The following is a 17,373-nucleotide window of genomic DNA, read 5'->3' on the forward strand; positions in this document are numbered from 1 at the left end:
AAAGTGATTTTAATAAATGAAATTAATTAGTACAATGAGGAGAAAAAAAGCGGCGTTATTTGAAAATTCATAAAAAATTAACAAAAATTTTGTTGTTAACGCAGCAAATCGTTCCTTTATTGCGTCTTTATTAAATAAATGTTAATTCAGCAAATTTGCCCTTTCTGAGTCTTCGTTTATTTTTTTCATTATAAAAAATAAAAAAAATCTATTGAACATGAGAAAATTTATGACAATGTTGACGGTAGCCTTACTGTCATTTGTAGTAGTTTCTGCTCAAACCCGGTTAGTATCGGGTAGGGTAACAGATTCCAAGGGAAATCCTGTGCCGGCAGCTACCATCAAAAAATTAAAAGGCGAAGGATCTGTAGCTGCAGACCAGAACGGCAATTTTAAAATCAACGCCCAAAATGGCGATGTGCTCGTTATTTCATCTGTAAATTATGGTGCAGAAAAAGTAACAGTTAGTGCCGGAAAAGATTCATACTCGGTTTCTTTGGCGGATAAATTAAGTATGATGGATGAAATTGTGGTTACAGCGGGTGGTATAAAATCCAAAAGAAAAGAAATTGGTACAGCAACAACAGTAATCAATGCGCAAACAATTACTGCTGGTAAAGCAACCAACGTAGCAAGCGGCTTACAGGGCAAGGTAGCAGGCTTTCAAATCAGCGGAACAGGCGGTGGTGTTAACCCCAGTTATAGATTGATATTAAGAGGCCAGCGTTCACTAACAGGGAATAACCAAGCCCTGATAGTGTTAGACAACGTGATTGTGCCAAGTGAGGTTTTAGGAAATCTTAACCCGGAGGATATTGAAAATGTAGTCGTACTGAATGGTTCTGGTGCTGCAGCCCTCTATGGTTCATTGGCTTCCAATGGCGCTTTGATTGTAACCACAAAAAAAGGAAAAAGAGGTGTTGCTGCAATTACAGTAAGCAATACTACCACTGTTGAATCAGTAGCTTTTTATCCTAAAATTCAGAAACAATTTGGAGCCGGAGGAACAGCATATGGTATTGATCCGGCAACTGGTTTGCCTGCGTATAATTACCTGGAAAATCAATCTTATGGTGCTGCATTTGATGGTATCGTAAGACCATTGGGACCACCGTTAGAAGATGGCTCTCAGGATTCTGCGGCTTATAAATACAATGATGGACATTTTAAATTCTGGGAAAAAGGCATTACCAATCAGTCAGATTTTTCTGTTTCAAATGGGGATGAAAATTCTACTTTTTATTTGTCTGGACAATATGCAACAGTAACCGGCACTACCCCGGGCGACAAATACAATCGCACCACATTAAGGGTAAATGGTACCCGCAGAATGGGCAACAAAGTAAGTGTGTCTTACAACTCAGCCTATACGCAAAACAGGTATGACGTTACCACGCAGACAGGATCTATGTACGGTAATATGTTAAATATGCCATCGAACGTAGATATCACCAGGTATAAAAACTGGAGAACGGATAAATTTGCCAATCCTATAGGGTATTATAATCCATGGTATCAAAACCCCTATTTTACAGCCGATAACTATCGGTCAAAATCACGGAATGATTACTTTATCGCAAACGTGGAATTGAAATTTACCCCGATAACAGGTCTTGACCTGGTTGCCCGGCAGGGTATTACCACCAGGAATTATTCTGGTAAAAGTACGGTAGGGGCATTTAAGTTTACAGAATATGCAAAAAATACGGACGCAAGCTCAAAATCAGATATTTCTGCGTCTGTAAGTGATTACAGTTCTTATACAACTAACCTGTTAACTGATCTGTATGCTGACTACAATAAAAAAATCAGCAATTTCAACTTCGGTTTATTGGGTGGCCTTCAATTAAATCAAAATCAATCTAAATTTGTAAGCGTAGGTGCCAATGGACTGGTAATACCTGATTTGTTCAATGTGAGCAACGGCGTTGGTACACCCAATGCAAACGAAAGTAATTATAAGACCCGTCAGCAAGGCGCTTATGGCAAGTTAACATTGGGATATAAAAGCGTATTATTTCTTCATGCAACAGCAAGAAATGACTGGGATTCAAGGCTGTCCGTTACCAATCGTTCTTTCTTCTATCCTTCAGTTGATCTGTCTTTCGTTGCCAGTGATGCGATTACAGCAATTAAAAATAGCAATAAAATCAGCTACCTAAAATTCAGGGGCGGCTATTCAAAAACAGGGTTGGTTAATCTTGGTAACTCAGGAGATTTCGGTGCATACTATTTGCTGCCCACTTATAGCACTGCTAATGGCTTCCCCTACGGTGGTCTGGCAGGTTATACAGTTGGAAACGGATTGGTTTCGAATAATCTGAAACCAGAGATAACAAAAGGCTATGAGGTGGGTTTTGATTTGAATTTACTGAAAGATAGGTTTGTGTCGAGCGTTACCTGGTATGATACCAAGACAGACGACCAAACGGTAAATACAGCTGTATCAAATGCTACTGGTTTTAGCGGATTATTGACCAATACAGGTCAAACTCAAAGCCGTGGTTTGGAAGTAACAGCTCACTATACAGTAATCAAAAACTCAAACTGGAATGTCACTTTTGGAGGTAATTATACATACCTGGATAATAATGTAAACTTTATCAGTGCTCAATTACCTAAATTATCCTTATCCAGCAATGGTTCAGGGGCTTCTTATGCAGTTGCTGGCTACGCGTTTCCCGTAATTATGGGGTTTGACTATGTTAGAGATGATGCAGGACATGTGATAGTGAACAGCACAACCGGCTTGCCTACAAAGGCGTCAGCTATTTCAGTGCTGGGTAACGCCAGTGCAAAAAACAGGCTTAGTTTAGATGGTGCAATTCAATATAAAAATCTGCGTTTATCGTTCTTGTTTGAACATCGTGGCAATTATAAAGTATTTAACTCTATGGGTACAGAATTGGATTGGTCTGGTACAGGTATCAGAACTGCTGCTTACAACAGGCAAAGTTTTATTTATCCTAATTCTGTTATTGCCGATCCAAATAAACCTGGCAGTTATATGCCGAATACGAACGTGGCAATTGCCAATGGCAACGGTAATAATGGTTTTTGGACAGACGGTATTAACCGTGATGTAACCTCCAACTATATTACCAACGGTGACTTCTGGAAATTAAGAGAATTATCTCTTTCTTATGATATTCCAGGCAAAGCTTTTGGCAGAAAAAATAACGCTATAAAAGGTATAACAGTTAGCTTGCAGGGAAGAAATCTGGCTTTATGGCTCGCTAAGGATAATTTATACACAGATCCGGAATACAGCAGTGCGGGTAACGATAACAATGGTATTGGTATTACCGGTCTTGATTCAGCACCTCCTTCACGCTTTTATGGAGCAACCGTATCTTTCAAATTTTAAGTGTATCAGGGCCTAAAACAACTACAGACATTATTAAAACCATGATTTACTAAACTTGTAGTCATGGTACATAAAAAAATATTAATTATGAAAAAAACAATCGCAGGTATGCTTATAGGAATTGCGGTGCTGGGCACATCCTGTAAAAAATACCTTGACATTAATAATAATCCCAATAATGCAACATCAGCTACTCCCGAACTGATCCTGCCGCAGGCGTTAACTTACACTGCAAGTGTCGTGAATTCTTACAATTCTTACGGATCACAGACAGGTATGTATGCTGCTAATGCCGGCGGCTATGGGGGCTTCGGTGAATCAATCACCTATAATTACACCACTTCCAATACAGGGTTATGGGGTATCACCTATGATAACCTGGAAGATTACCAGGCTATTTTGAATCAGACAGCTGGTCAGGATATTTATGATTATTACAACGCCGCTGCAAGGGTGATGAAAGCATATGAATTCCAGTTGCTGGTAGATGCTTTCAACGATGTTCCTTACGAGTCTGCTTTGCAGGGTGCAAATAATTTGAGTCCGGCTTATTCTTCCGGAAAGGATATTTATAAAGACCTGGCAAATCAGCTTGACACGGCAATTGCCTTGTTTAACGCTGGTGCCAATGTTCCTGGTGTAACACCATTGGGAAACTCGGATGTGGTATTTGGCGGAAATGCTACCAAATGGAAGCAGTTTGCAAACACCCTTAAATTAAGGTTGATTATAAGGGGTGGCGATAAGGTTGATTTTACAAATAAAACGTTTAGCAGCGATGGCTTTTTAACCACAGATGCACTGGTAAATCCAGGTTTTACAAGGGATAATGGTAAACAAAATCCTGAATGGAACACATGGGCCTATGGCTACACCGGCAGCGCAGCCAATAAAGCCTGGATGCCAAGTGAATTTATTTTCGGTTTTTATGATGGCCATACATTGGATGATTCTTACAGAGGAAGAGCCATCTATTATTTGTTTCCTGTTAGCGCTGGTCAGGATAAAGTGACCGGAATTAACCGTTTGGGAGTTGAAAGCAATAGCCTCACATCAAGTCCTACAGGTAGCTTCTGGTATTCAGGAACAGACAGGGACGGTAAATCGAATGGCAACCAGGTCGGTATTTTAAAAGGTCCAAATGCAGGACAACCGCTTATGTTGGCAGCGGAAAGTTACTTTCTGCAGGCGGAGGGGAGTTTAAAAGGCATTATCACCGGTGCATCTGATGCCACGTTGTTTGATAAAGGAATTTTAGCTTCGTTTAATTACACCTATCAACTGCCCGATAAATCTCTTAGTGTGCCTGCCGATACGCTGGCGGCATGGGTATCTAAATACAAACAAGACAACATCGGTAGCTTTTTGGTAAACTATAGTTTGGCCACATCAGATGCAAAAAAACTGCAGGCCATTATTACGCAAAAATTTATAGCGCTTAATTTCGTTAACAGCCAGGAAGCCTGGAACGAATATCGCCGTACACACTATCCTGCTGTTTCTCCCGGATCAGGGTTTACCACTTTTGCATCTTCTGTATCTGAAAGTACGAGGCCAGATAAATTGCCTACAAGGATTCTTTATCCGGTATCTGAGTCAACTTATAATGGCGCAAACGTACCCACTGGTATTACGCCTTTTACCTCTTTAATTTTTTGGGCACAATAATAAAAACTAAAATTTAGTAACATGAAAGAAAATAAATTTAAAATATTATTCACAGTTTTTATTGCCATAGTAAGTTTAGCTTCCTGTTTAAAAAAAGGCGATATGAATATTGATCCGGAAAAAACTACCGGCTCTGTAATGGAATTACAATTTATAGAAAACGGAAGCGGTTCAACAATCAACTCTGGTATGCAATATTTCGGCGGCGGAGCTTTAACCTATCCGGGAACCGACGACGCAGATACTGCAAACTATAATATCAGTCTGGCTGGTCCGGTTACTCTCGGAAAAGACCTCACTGTATCTGTTGGGGTAGATCCTAACAAAGCCCTGGACAATTTTAGTTCAGATTCAATTAAATATGAGGTAATGCCAGACTCACTGTATGATTTTATAGAAACAACGGCTACCATTAAGGCAGGTGAAAGAATTGCACCGATGAAAATTATATTTTATCCCTCCAAGATGGATCCTACAGTCAGTTATATTTTACCAGTGGTAATTAAAGATGCAGAAGGACAAACCATCAGCGGTAATTTTTCAACCATCTACTTTCATGTAATCGGTAACCCGATCGCAGGGGCTTATCTTTGGAATTATTACAGGTGGAATACAGCAAGTCAACCTGTTTTGGGAACCTACCCTTCTGGTAATCCATCCGGATGGGAAGGCGAACCAACCACTTTTGTGCCTTTAAACCCGACTACAATAAAAGTTATAACTGGTTATTATTACCAGATTGATTACAACATTAGTTTTAAAAATAGTAATGGGGTATTGTCGGACTTTTCGGTGAAATTTGATAAAGATCAGTATGATACCTATTTTGCAGCAAATGGTGTGACCCTTGTGGGAGTACCATCAATTACTGTGAGTCCCGATTATAAAGAATTTGAAATTGATTATATAGTTTATAATGGTTCAGCTTACAGATATATCGTCGATCAGTTTCATAAATAGATAAGAGCAACGATACTTATTGTTGGGGGACTTCCATTTTTTTAGATGGAAGTCCCTTTTTTTATATGTTTGTTCTGCTATAAAACACTACCTTAGGTAACTATCCTTACATTATTTAATTTGCTATGAAATATTTAATCTCAATTAACTGCCTTTTCTTACTACTCCCTTTTGTTGGCGCTGCACAATCCTACGACGACAGCGTCATTGCACACCAATCTTATCTGTATGATCAATTTGTTGATGGGACAATACTGTTAAAATCTGGCGAGGTAAACCAGGCCCCTTTAAACTATTGCGCTTATGACCAATCCATTCTTTTTAAAAAAGACGGCACAACTTTCACGCTGACTGGTTTAACAACTGTGGATACCATTTACATTGCCAACAAAAAATTTATACCCGTAAAAAGTACAGTGTATGAAGTAACAACTCACACGGGTAAAACAGATTTGCTAATCAGTTATGGTAGCAAAATAAACCCAATGATGGCAGCGGCAGATAACAATGGCATCTCCAATCAAAATGCAGGAAAAGTGAATAACACGGTTACCGGCGTTTATGTAAGCAGGCCCTTTAAGGGCAACTATGCAATTGAAATTACAAAGCATTACTGGCTTAAAAACTTTAATAACCTATACAAAATAAATACAGCAAAGGATTTTATGAAAGCCTTTAAAGAAGGTACGGCACCGGCCATTAAAGAATATATTCAACAACATCATCCCGATTTTAACAAAGAGACCGACCTGCTGACCATGTTGGATTTCTGTAATCAACTTTAAAGTATTATAAACTGCTGATCAAATAATTCCCGTTTTCCTGCTGTTAATTAAACAACTCCATTTACTACAGTAAAAGACATTTTTTTAGATGCGCTGCAGTTGAAAATTTGGACAAATATAAGCGGGGTAACATTCGCTTAACATAGCCGTAACCTTTCCGTAACATTCCCTTCACTTTGGGTTAACATATTAACCGTCTCTTTGCACAAATTATAACGCATGAGAATTGGAGGATTGTTAGTACTGTTTATCATCGGCTCATTGAATGCTTTTGCTCAGAAAAGCAAGATAGAAGGTAAGGTGACCGATTCAAAAACAGGATCAAATCTATCAGGAGTCAGCATTGCAGTTGACGGCGCAAAAGCCATTACCACAACCAATACAGATGGCTATTTTCAGTTAAATGTAGATGCCGGGAAAAAGTACACCCTTCGTCTTACCTCGGTTGGTTTTATCACAAAAGAATTAGCTGATGTAGAGGTTAAGCCCAATGAAGTTACCCACCTCGATATTATTCTTGAAGCTTCAACTAAAACTGAAACAGGGGTTGTAATACGGTCGACTACAAAAAAAGAATCAGTATCGGCTTTAATTGCTTACCAGCGGAACGCACCAGTTGTAGCACAGGTTATCAGTGCCGAAGCGATCAGAAGGTCTCCGGATAAAAATACCGGTGAGGTGCTAAAACGTGTTCCAGGAACATCCGTTCAGGAAGGCAAATATCTTGTTGTAAGAGGGTTGGCGGATCGTTATAACCAGGCTATGCTGAATGGCATTTTAATGAGCAGTACAGAACCAGACCGTAAAACTTTCAGCTTTGATATTTTACCCTCTTCAATGATTGATAATATTATTATCAATAAATCTTTTATACCGGAATTACCGGGAGAGTGGGCTGGTGGCCTGATACAGGTGAATACGAAGGATATTCCTGCAAAAGATTTTTTGAGTATCCAGGTTGGTACCGGTTTTAATACACAAACCATCGGAAAAGACTTTTATACTTACAAAGGAAGCAACACTGACTTTCTGGGTTACGATAACGGAACAAGAGGCTTACCTGCAGGATTCCCGTTAAAAGGCGCTTTTGCTGATCTGGATAATGGTGCAAAAACTGCTTATGGAAAAGAGTTTACCAATATCTGGAGTACACAAAAAAATAGCTCAAACATTTTACCGCTTTTAAACGAAAGTTTTTTGATCAATGGGGGATTTAATAAAAAGCTGGGCGGCAAGAATACACTGGCAGCAATTATGGCTGTAAATTATAACCGTAGCAACAGGGCCATAGATTTTGAAAACCAGGTAAATCTTTTTCAAAACAATACAGCGAGTTTAAACTTCGACTACTTTAATAATAAATATTCAACTGATATTCTTGCGGGAGCATTGGCCAACTTTACGCTTCAACTGGGCAGCGATACCAAAATTTCGCTCAAAAACATGTTGAATGTAAATACAACTGATTATACCACTTTAAGAACAGGAAAAGACTTTGAAACCAATCCTGCGACGGGCGATAATATTAAGGCGTATGAACTGGCTTTTAAAGCAAATACTTTTTTTAACACACAGCTAACCGGTGATCATAATATTAAAAAATACGGCGCCAAATTACACTGGTTTGGCAGCTTTAATATCCTGGATCAGTATATACCCGATCAGCGTCGTGTGCAGTACAACCAGGATGATCCTACCAATCCGGCTTCTCCCTATTCATTGTTAATCGGAGCTTCAAAATCATCACAAAAAAGTGGTAGCAGATACTATGGTTTTTTAAATGATTACGTTTATACCGCAGGAGGCGATATGAGCAAAAGTTTTAAAGGCAACGGGTTAACGCAGACAATAAAAGGCGGCTATTTTTTCCAGGTTAAAGACCGGTTGTTTGATGCACGGCCTTTTGCAATTTACCTCCCTTCTGATAATCCTGGCTTGCGTCATTTGGGCCTCGACCAGGTGTTTGCGCAGGAAAATTTTGGAACTGGCTTTGACAATAAGTTTGCTTTTAATGAATTGTCCGGCGAAGGATACCGCTACATAGCCAATTCAATTTTAAACGCCGGTTTTCTGCAATTCGATAATCAGATTACCAATAAGTTTCGTGCCGTTTGGGGAGTACGCGTTGAGAATTTTGACCAGGTTATTGGCAGCATGAAAAAAAGCGATCCAAGACATGTACAGAGTAAAGTGACTGACTTTTTACCCGGTGTAAACCTTACTTATAAGTTAACAGATAAATCCAATTTCAGGGTATCGGGATCGCAAACAGTTATTCGTCCTGAATTCAGGGAACTGAGTACTTTTCAATTTTATGATTTTGATTTGGGAGCAACAGTTGCAGGAAACACAGCATTGGTGAGAACCAAGGTTACCAATTTCGACCTGCGCTACGAAATGTATCCAAGAGCCGGCGAATTGTTTACGCTCGGTGTTTTTTATAAGTATTTTAAAAACCCCATTGAAGCTTATTTTAATGTGGGGTCAGGCGGGGCAAGCACTTATAATTTTATCAATGCAGATGAAGCCAACAGCTTTGGAGCAGAACTGGAATTCAGAAAAAAGCTTGACTTCAATCCTTCCTTCAAAAATTTCACCGTACAGGGAAATGTGTCATATATCTACAACCGGGTTACCAGCCAAAGTACATCGCTTGACAGGCCAATGCAGGGACAAAGCCCCTATCTTTTAAACGCAGGTCTGCAGTACGATATTGAAAAAACAGGCCTTACTACAACGCTACTGTTTAACCAGATTGGAAGAAGAATTGTATTTGTGGGCGGCTCCGATCAGCCACCTATCTGGGAAAATCCGAGAGCCGTAATGGATTTTCAGGTAGCTAAAAAAATTATGAAAAATAAGGGCGAGCTAAAACTGAATGTGTCGGACATATTTAATCAGCAGGCCATTTACTACAATGACTTAAATGATAATAAAAAATACGATAAGGGTATTGATGCATTTGCGATCAAAAGAAAATATGGAACGAACGTAAGTGTAAGTTTTGGATATAATTTTTAAAAGACAAACTAAAAAACAGAACAACAAAAATAACAACATGAAAAAATTATTTCTCTACAGTGTGTTAATTGCTGCCACATCTTTGGGATGCCGCAAAATAGAAATGGACGGACCTACAACAATAGTGCAGGACACCACAACAAATAACCAAACTGTAAACACTATATTGGAAGGAAGGATAAGCGCCAACCTTACTTTGAAAGCAGCCTTTACGTATAAGCTCCGTGGATTGGTATATGTAACAAACGGCGCCATTCTTACAATTGAGCCAGGAACAAAGATTGTAGGCGAAAATGGTAAAAACGGTGGATTGATTATAACAAGAAGTTGTAAAATAATAGCTGACGGAACTGCCGATAAGCCGATTGTATTTACTTCAGAAGCAGCAACTCCGCAGCGTGGAGACTGGGCTGGTGTAATTTTATTAGGCAATGCTCCAACGAACGCATCTTTTAACGGAGTTCAGGGTATTGGTGAAATTGAAGGTGGTGTAAACAATAGCGATGGTCTTGGATTGTATGGAACTCCTGCATCTCAGGGTCAGAATCCTGCAGATAACAGTGGTATTCTGAGGTACGTGCGCATTGAATATGCAGGATACGCTTTTTTACCTGATAAGGAAATTAACGGTTTAACTTTTGGTGGTGTAGGCAATAAAACCATCATAGATAATGTACAGGTATCTTACGCAAACGATGATTCTTTTGAATGGTTTGGGGGTACAGTAAATTGCACGCACCTGATTTCTTTCCGCACGTTGGATGATGATTTTGATACTGATAATGGATTTAGCGGTAAGGTACAGTTTGGTATTTCGCTAAGGGATTCATCAGTTGCAGATATTTCAAAAAGTGAGGCATTCGAAAGTGATAATGATGCTTCCGGTAGCTCCCTATTGCCACAAACAAGTGCAATTTTTAGCAACATGACGGTAATGGGACCTAAAGAAAAATTAACGAATACCGGCAATAGCCTTTTTGTTTGGGGAGCACAAATAAGAAGAAACTCAAGCTTGTCTTTGTTCAATTCCATCATAATGGGGTATCCGAACGGTCTGTATATTGACGCTACCAAAGGAGTTCCTACCGACAACAATATTTCAGGTTCACTGTTTGTACAAAACACAATTATTGCCGGTTGCCCAACGCCGGTACTATATAGTTTGGGAACCAATACCAATACGCCGCTTACGCCTAACACTACGGCAACTATTACTACCTGGTTTAACACCCCTGACTATGGCAACAGCATTTTAGCTACCAACGACCTTGTAGGTTTAACCGCGCCGTTTAATTATTCAACTCCGGATTTTAATCCAACATCAGGGTCCCCTGCTGTAACTGGAGGATCTTTCACTCATCCAAAACTGGCGAATGGTTTCACAAGTGTTAGCTATAAAGGGGCTTGCGCTGTTGGCGATACATGGTGGAAAACATGGACAAAATTTAATTAAGATCTTTTAATACAAATAAAAAAGCAGCTACTGGATAGCTGCTTTTTAGGTTTTCACTGTTAACCGTTTATTGTTTACAAATGAAATACGTTTCAATAATTACCGCTTTTCTTTTTATGTTCGGTTGTAATGCCAAAAAAGAAAAAGCACCGTCGACCACCGGCGTGAATTACAACTGGCTTGATTCAATTAAAAAAAGCAGCGACACCTCGTACGTAAAAAAATACGGCACTAATAAATTTGCAACAGCTACCTATTATATTAACAGTAAGGAAAGTGTTGTATGCCAGGTAATGAAAGATGCGTCGGACACTGTCAGGCAGATTATTATTACAAAAAACAACAAGCGGATTTTTTTTGCTGAGTATTATGGCAACGGTCAATTGAAAGCAAAACTTTCACTGGATACATTCGGGCAATACCACGGCCCTGCAACTTGGTTTTATGAAAATGGATATACAGAAAGTGAGGGAGATTATGTGCATGGATTCAAAAAAGGGGAGTGGAAAAATTACAATCAGCTGGGCGAATTGACAGGCAAAAATGAGTATGATTCAAATGGAAATGTAACAAAGATTGTAAAACCATAGATTGTATAACAACTATTGTGATAATAGAAAATCGGTTAATAGCCATTCACTTAAGTCATGTAAGGTGATTTAATAAATTAAGTTTTGGATAATTCAGCAGGCCTGTCTTTATATAAATAAACGATAGCGTGCCAGGGTGTATTAACCTGTCAATAACACAAAATACATATTGCCTTAACATTGGAGTGAGTGCTTTGCAGAAAATAAAAAAATGCAAAGTTTTATGAGAAAATTAATATTTGCTTTATTAATGTTAGCAGGAATAACAGGTTACGCACAAGAAACTGTTTCATCTCTAAGTGGTATTATACACGACGAAAAAGGAGCGATCATTCAGGGAGCAACAGTGGAACTTACGCACGTGCCTACCGGTGCCGTAACAAAAACACAAACTAATAAGAAAGGAATTTTTAGTATCACTAATTTAAAGCCCGGCGGCCCTTATGCAATCGCCATCACTTTTGTTGGCTTTAAAGAAGAAAGAGCCCAGGATGTAAATTTAGCTTTGGGTAGCAATCCCGATTTGGATATTGTAATGAAGGTTAATACAGGCAGCCTGGAAGCAGTAGTCGTTTCCGCCACAAAAAAAAATAGCAATGGTCTGAGCATTGGAAGGGCACAGATGAACACCTTGCCTACCTTAGGCAGGAGCCTGGGTGATTTTACGAGACTCACACCCCAGTCAAATAACAACTCATTTGCCGGCAGTAATTTCAGGTACAACAATCTTACTGTTGATGGTGCTGTCAATAACGACGCGATAGGCTTCAGCAACTCATTCGGAGGTACAAGTGGCGGAGGTCAGTCGGGTGCTGCAGGTGCTGGTACACGTACCAACCCTTACAGTATCGATGTGATACAGGAAGTACAGGTACAACTTTCACCCTTTGACGTAAAGCTCGGAAATTTTACCGGCGGTTCTGTTAATGCAGTAACCAAGAGTGGTACAAATACGATTCACGGATCAGTATATGGTTATGGCAGAAACCAGGCGTTGATGGGGAAAAGTGTGGATGGATTAAAAACAAAAATTGGATCCGATTTTCATGACTACCAGTATGGTGCAACGCTTAGTGGACCTATTGTAAAAAACAAAGCTTTTTTTATTGTAAATTTTGAACAAACCCGTCGTCAGGAACCAACCTTTTATAACGCAGGAGATCCGGGTGCGGCTATCAGTCTGGCAGATGCAGCGAGTATTTACAATCAATTAAAAACGAAATACAATTACGATGCAGGTTCCTACCAGGGAGCTTATAAAATCTTTACCAACAGTGATAAGTTATTTGCCAGGCTGGATTTTAAATTAAATCCAAAAAGCACTTTAACCGTAAGAGGCATTTATACCAACGGTGTAGGCAATAACCTGGAACGCACTTCTACCAACTTCCAGTTTGGCTCTACTGATTTTACTCAACACACAAAAAACATCAACCTAACGTCAGAATTAAAAACGACTATTTCTAACCAGCTAAGCAACCAGTTAAGTGTAAGCTATATTAACGTACATGAGTTCAGGGATTTTCCCGGCGTGCTTTCTCCCTTTATGGATATTGGCGGTGGAGCAGCCTGGGCAGGTACATGGCGTGAAGCTTCTATTTACAACATGAAGCAGCAAACCATTGAAGTTAATGACAATCTCACCCTTACAAAAGGTATTCATAAATTTACTTTTGGAACACACAATGAATTTTATAAGCTTACTTGCGGGTTTGTAAACTCCTGGAATGGCAGGTGGGAATATTCCAACCCGGCAAATTTTATGGCTGACAAACCCAGCAGGATTCGTGGAGCATATTCAATCAACAACAAGTATCCGAACACAAGGGATGATTTGTATAATAATCCGCCAAGCCCATATAATGTAAACCTCACCAGTGTTTATGCACAGGATGAAATTTCGCTGCACCGTAATTTTAAAATAACAGGAGGTTTCAGAATTGACTATCCGTTCCTGGGCAATAATGTGGCGGTGGATAAAGATTTTGCAACTGCAAAAAACAATACCTCTAATGCAACTTATAACAACACACCGTTTAACCAGCTTACCAACAAATGGCTTGGCAAACCTACCATTTCGCCAAGGTTGGGATTTAACTGGAATGTAAAAGGCGATCAGAGCCTGGTGGTAAGAGGCGGAACAGGAATTTTTGTCGGCAGGATGCCTTTTGCATGGCTAGGCTATGCCGAAACGTTATCTGGCGGCAATTATAATAATATTGATTTTAAGCCAAGCGCAACAAATACTACCGGAGGTAATGTCAGCATTCCGCTGGCAATCAACCCGCTTAATTTGCAGGATACAATCAACGCACATGCGTTGGCAAGTGCCAATGCAGGAACTACGAGAGAAATAGACGTCATCGATAATCATTTTAAACTTCCTACAGTATGGCGCTCAAATATTGCGGTGGATATCAGGTTTGGAAGAGGATATAAATTGACACTGGATGCTTTGTACACCAAAACTTTGTATGATGTAAAATTTCAGCAGATCAACATAAAAGACAGTGTGCAGTATTTTACTTCAGGTCCCTCCCAATCTCCTGTTTATGTAGGTGGCAAATTAAATTCGCAATACTCTAATGTTTACTTGTTAACGAATACGACAAAAGGCTATCGTTATAATTTAACTGCTCAGCTAAATAAAAATTCAAATTATTCCAAGCTGGGGTCGCACCGCATAAGTTTAAATTGGAGTGCTGCATACACTTACGGAATGAGCAAAGATTTAAGCAATGGCATTCGTAATTCTTTCCAATCTAACTTCGAAGTTAATCCTGCGATAGTTGCCAATAATCCGCAATTAGCGTATTCAAATTTTGACTTGCGTCACAGAATAGTTGCCACAGCGGGTGTAAACCTGGAGTGGAATAAAACAAACCTTACAACGCTCGCATTCTTTTATGCTGGCCAATCAGGAAGTCCTTATTCTGTTGTTTACAATTCGGGAGGTAATCCTTTTGGTAATGCAGCCAATGCCAACCTGCCATACATTCCAAGAGACCAAAATGATATCAGGCTTGCGGATTTTACAAAAAATGGCCAGGTTTACACTGCGGCTCAGCAATGGACGGACTTAAACAGTTTGATATCAGGTGATAAATATTTGAATTCCAGGAGAGGGCAGTATGCAGAAAGAAATGGGTTAAGAACCCCATGGAACCATGACGTTGATATGAAATTAATGCATGAGTTTAAATTTGGTAAAGAGGGTAGCCGCTCTATTCAAATAAGCCTTGATATTTTTAATGTGTTGAACCTGCTGAATAATAATTGGGGTCATGTTTACTTTGTTACCAATGTAAACAACTACACTGCTAACTTACTCACTTTTGTTAAAGATGCAAATGGTGTAGCTGCTGGTAAACCTTCATCTGGTTATTTGCCAACATTTAATTTTAATGCGCCGACAGGTTTAAACAATCACTATTATACAGTTGATCCATTAAACAGTCGTTTCCAGGCACAGTTTGGAGTTAAATATAATTTTTAATAGAAAGAGTGATCAGCATTTTTAAATATGCAGCAAGTCGCTGAAACAAATCACCCGGCACATTTTACCGGGTGATTTGTTTTTATTGAATTCATTTTTGAGATTTTGAATCGCTGTTATCTGCTTTAAGTGTTGTACATCATATAACATTTACGTAACCCTGCAATAATATTTTGGTAACACACATTTACCATCTTGCAACCATTCTATTGGCAACTAAACCTTCTTTTAAGTATAGCAATCTCAAACAAGTTTCCTTAAGCAAGAACAAATTTAAACGCTTGTACCACCTGGTAGTCTTGCCAGGTGGTTTGTTTTTTGATTACAATATTAAATCCGGTCTTGTATATTTACAAAATGAAGATGATATTATTTGCCTGCTTTTTAAGTTGCTTTATTGCTTGCAGCAGACCAAACACTATGTTACAAGAGCGTATAATAAACGCCGACAGTGTTGCCATCAATTTTTTTAAAGGCGATGGCACAATGGATACCGTGGTTGTGGTAAAAATTATCCGCGATAAAAAAACCATAACCAGTTTAAGTAATGCAATCAGTGCATCAACTACAAAGCCTGATTTGAAATGTGGCTATGACGGGTCGTTGCATTTTTTTAAAAATAACATGGTAGTACAGGATATAGATTTTAGAATGAACGATGCCACCTGTAAATATTTTACCTTTAAGCAGGCTGGAGAATTAAAGGCTACCGTATTGTCTGATGAGGCAAGCCGCTTGTTGCAGGATATCCGGAGTAATGACTGACTTAGGTAAAAAGCAGCCGTATAATTTATACCCAACGGGGAAGTAAAATGCCATTGGCAGGCAAGCTTTTAGCAGGTTTTTTGTCAACGATTTTTACTGCCGGCATCGCCAATACGAGGTCAATAATTTTTTCCGTTTCGTCCGGAAAATAAATTTGCAATGCATTCTTTTCCTTCAGCCAGTTTTCAACTTTGTGCAGGTGTTTTTTCTTAAGACTTTTTATAACTGGCACACCCAGATCCTGTGCGCCGGCCGCGTTTAAATGTTGCTCGTATTGATGTTTCATGGGAACTACCAATAATTTCTTACCCATCTGTAATGCCTCCGCCGGTGTTTCAAAGCCAGCTCCACATATAACACCTTCACAGGTGGTAAAACTTTCTGTGAATTCAGCAGTGCTTACAGGCTTAATGCTGCAGTTGCCTGCGGTGTAAGATTTTTTAGTGTGTTTACTAAAAATCTGCCATTGGATATTTTTAAAGACGGATAAAAAAGCGATTAACTTTTTATCCGAATAAGCTGGCAGATAAACAGTATAATGACCAAGATTTTTTTTGGGGGCATTGCGAATTTCTCTTTTTATCACCGGCGTGAAGATATTTTCGCCATAAGGCTTAAAATGAAATCCTACACCAGTTTTACATGGTGCATAATGTCTTAGAATCATGGTGCCGAATAAGTCTTTAGATGCAGGTTTGGGAGCATCTTTGTGTAGTACGGCCCATTGATGGCTCATACCAATGCAGGGGACATTTTTTAACCTGCACGCCCAGGCGCTTACAGGTTCAAAATCATTTATAACAAGATCATATTCTTCAACCGGAAGTAACTTTATCTCCGATAAAAACTTTTTCGACTGCATTTGCTTAAACGTTTTGTACATGTCTACGCCGCCCTTCTTGCCGAATATAAAACACAGTCCCTTCATTTTAAATTTAATGGGGTAATTAAGTCCTACATCTGCCTGGGTGCCGCTCAATAAAATGTCGAGGTCGCATTTTTTTTCTAAGAAGGGAATAATTTCATTGGCCCTGCTTACATGTCCATTTCCAGTGCCTTGGATGGCGTAGAGTACTTTCATAAAAATGTTTTAAGATGTAATCGCAAAATCCTGCATCATTATTTTAAACAACTCAGCCGTACGCAGGTATGCAGCTTCGTCTGTGTAGAAAGAATCTGTCAACTCCTGCACTAACTTATCTTCCTGGAAATAGTACACAGCCCATTTATTGTCGTCGTATTCAAGAGCAGTTAAATTCTCAATCCAA

General features: G+C 39.2%; 10 protein-coding genes. 9 read left to right on the plus strand and 1 reads right to left on the minus strand.

Features of this window, described 5'->3' with window-relative positions; genetic code table 11:
- Nucleotides 1-217: 217 nt before the first annotated feature.
- The 9 genes from JWR61_RS26510 (at nucleotide 218) to JWR61_RS26550 (ending at nucleotide 16,105) form a co-directional block, all read left to right on the plus strand.
- Nucleotides 218-3,367 (plus strand): SusC/RagA family TonB-linked outer membrane protein, encoded by a 3,150-nt coding sequence (locus tag JWR61_RS26510; RefSeq protein WP_301930662.1) that lies wholly within the window; start codon nucleotides 218-220, stop codon nucleotides 3,365-3,367.
- Nucleotides 3,368-3,454: 87 nt separating this feature from the next.
- Nucleotides 3,455-5,035 carry a SusD/RagB family nutrient-binding outer membrane lipoprotein gene (locus JWR61_RS26515; RefSeq protein ID WP_301930663.1) on the plus strand — a complete coding sequence of 527 codons (1,581 nt, stop codon included), beginning with the start codon at nucleotides 3,455-3,457 and terminating at the stop codon, nucleotides 5,033-5,035.
- A 21-nt stretch (nucleotides 5,036-5,056) separates the two neighbouring features.
- Nucleotides 5,057-5,995 carry a DUF1735 domain-containing protein gene (locus tag JWR61_RS26520; protein WP_301930664.1) on the plus strand — a complete coding sequence of 313 codons (939 nt, stop codon included), beginning with the start codon at nucleotides 5,057-5,059 and terminating at the stop codon, nucleotides 5,993-5,995.
- A 125-nt stretch (nucleotides 5,996-6,120) separates the two neighbouring features.
- Nucleotides 6,121-6,780, plus strand: coding sequence for a hypothetical protein (locus JWR61_RS26525; RefSeq protein ID WP_301930665.1), 660 nt, complete (start codon nucleotides 6,121-6,123; stop codon nucleotides 6,778-6,780).
- A gap of 219 nt (nucleotides 6,781-6,999) precedes the next feature.
- A complete protein-coding gene (locus tag JWR61_RS26530; protein WP_301930666.1) occupies nucleotides 7,000-9,801 on the plus strand; it encodes a TonB-dependent receptor in 2,802 nt (933 codons plus the stop codon).
- 37 nt (nucleotides 9,802-9,838) lie between these two features.
- Entirely contained in the window at nucleotides 9,839-11,254 is a 1,416-nt protein-coding gene (locus JWR61_RS26535; protein WP_301930667.1) for a hypothetical protein, read from the plus strand.
- A gap of 80 nt (nucleotides 11,255-11,334) precedes the next feature.
- On the plus strand, nucleotides 11,335-11,844 hold the full coding sequence (locus tag JWR61_RS26540; RefSeq protein ID WP_301930668.1) for a hypothetical protein: 510 nt from the start codon (nucleotides 11,335-11,337) through the stop codon (nucleotides 11,842-11,844).
- Nucleotides 11,845-12,067: 223 nt separating this feature from the next.
- Nucleotides 12,068-15,340: a TonB-dependent receptor gene (locus tag JWR61_RS26545; RefSeq protein WP_301930669.1), complete on the plus strand. Its 3,273-nt coding sequence runs from the start codon at nucleotides 12,068-12,070 to the stop codon at nucleotides 15,338-15,340.
- A 420-nt stretch (nucleotides 15,341-15,760) separates the two neighbouring features.
- Complete coding sequence (locus JWR61_RS26550) at nucleotides 15,761-16,105, plus strand: hypothetical protein (protein ID WP_301930670.1); 345 nt, start codon at nucleotides 15,761-15,763, stop codon at nucleotides 16,103-16,105.
- A 25-nt stretch (nucleotides 16,106-16,130) separates the two neighbouring features.
- Here JWR61_RS26550 and JWR61_RS26555 read toward each other — a convergent pair whose 3' ends face one another.
- Entirely contained in the window at nucleotides 16,131-17,186 is a 1,056-nt protein-coding gene (locus tag JWR61_RS26555) for a glycosyltransferase family protein (protein WP_301930671.1), read from the minus strand.
- Between the last annotated feature and the right edge of the window lie 187 nt (nucleotides 17,187-17,373).

The sequence above is a fragment of the Ferruginibacter sp. genome (assembly GCF_028288465.1).
Lineage (GTDB): Bacteria > Bacteroidota > Bacteroidia > Chitinophagales > Chitinophagaceae > Ferruginibacter.

What these genes read in the sequence shown, in the direction of transcription:
- JWR61_RS26510 (WP_301930662.1), top strand. Translation starts at nt 218, where the DNA reads ATGAGAAAATTTATGACAATGTTGACGGTAGCCTTACTGTCATTTGTA.
- JWR61_RS26515 (WP_301930663.1), top strand. Translation starts at nt 3,455, where the DNA reads ATGAAAAAAACAATCGCAGGTATGCTTATAGGAATTGCGGTGCTGGGC.
- JWR61_RS26520 (WP_301930664.1), top strand. Translation starts at nt 5,057, where the DNA reads ATGAAAGAAAATAAATTTAAAATATTATTCACAGTTTTTATTGCCATA.
- JWR61_RS26525 (WP_301930665.1), top strand. Translation starts at nt 6,121, where the DNA reads ATGAAATATTTAATCTCAATTAACTGCCTTTTCTTACTACTCCCTTTT.
- JWR61_RS26530 (WP_301930666.1), top strand. Translation starts at nt 7,000, where the DNA reads ATGAGAATTGGAGGATTGTTAGTACTGTTTATCATCGGCTCATTGAAT.
- JWR61_RS26535 (WP_301930667.1), top strand. Translation starts at nt 9,839, where the DNA reads ATGAAAAAATTATTTCTCTACAGTGTGTTAATTGCTGCCACATCTTTG.
- JWR61_RS26540 (WP_301930668.1), top strand. Translation starts at nt 11,335, where the DNA reads ATGAAATACGTTTCAATAATTACCGCTTTTCTTTTTATGTTCGGTTGT.
- JWR61_RS26545 (WP_301930669.1), top strand. Translation starts at nt 12,068, where the DNA reads ATGAGAAAATTAATATTTGCTTTATTAATGTTAGCAGGAATAACAGGT.
- JWR61_RS26550 (WP_301930670.1), top strand. Translation starts at nt 15,761, where the DNA reads ATGTTACAAGAGCGTATAATAAACGCCGACAGTGTTGCCATCAATTTT.
- JWR61_RS26555 (WP_301930671.1), bottom strand. Translation starts at nt 17,186, where the DNA reads ATGAAAGTACTCTACGCCATCCAAGGCACTGGAAATGGACATGTAAGC.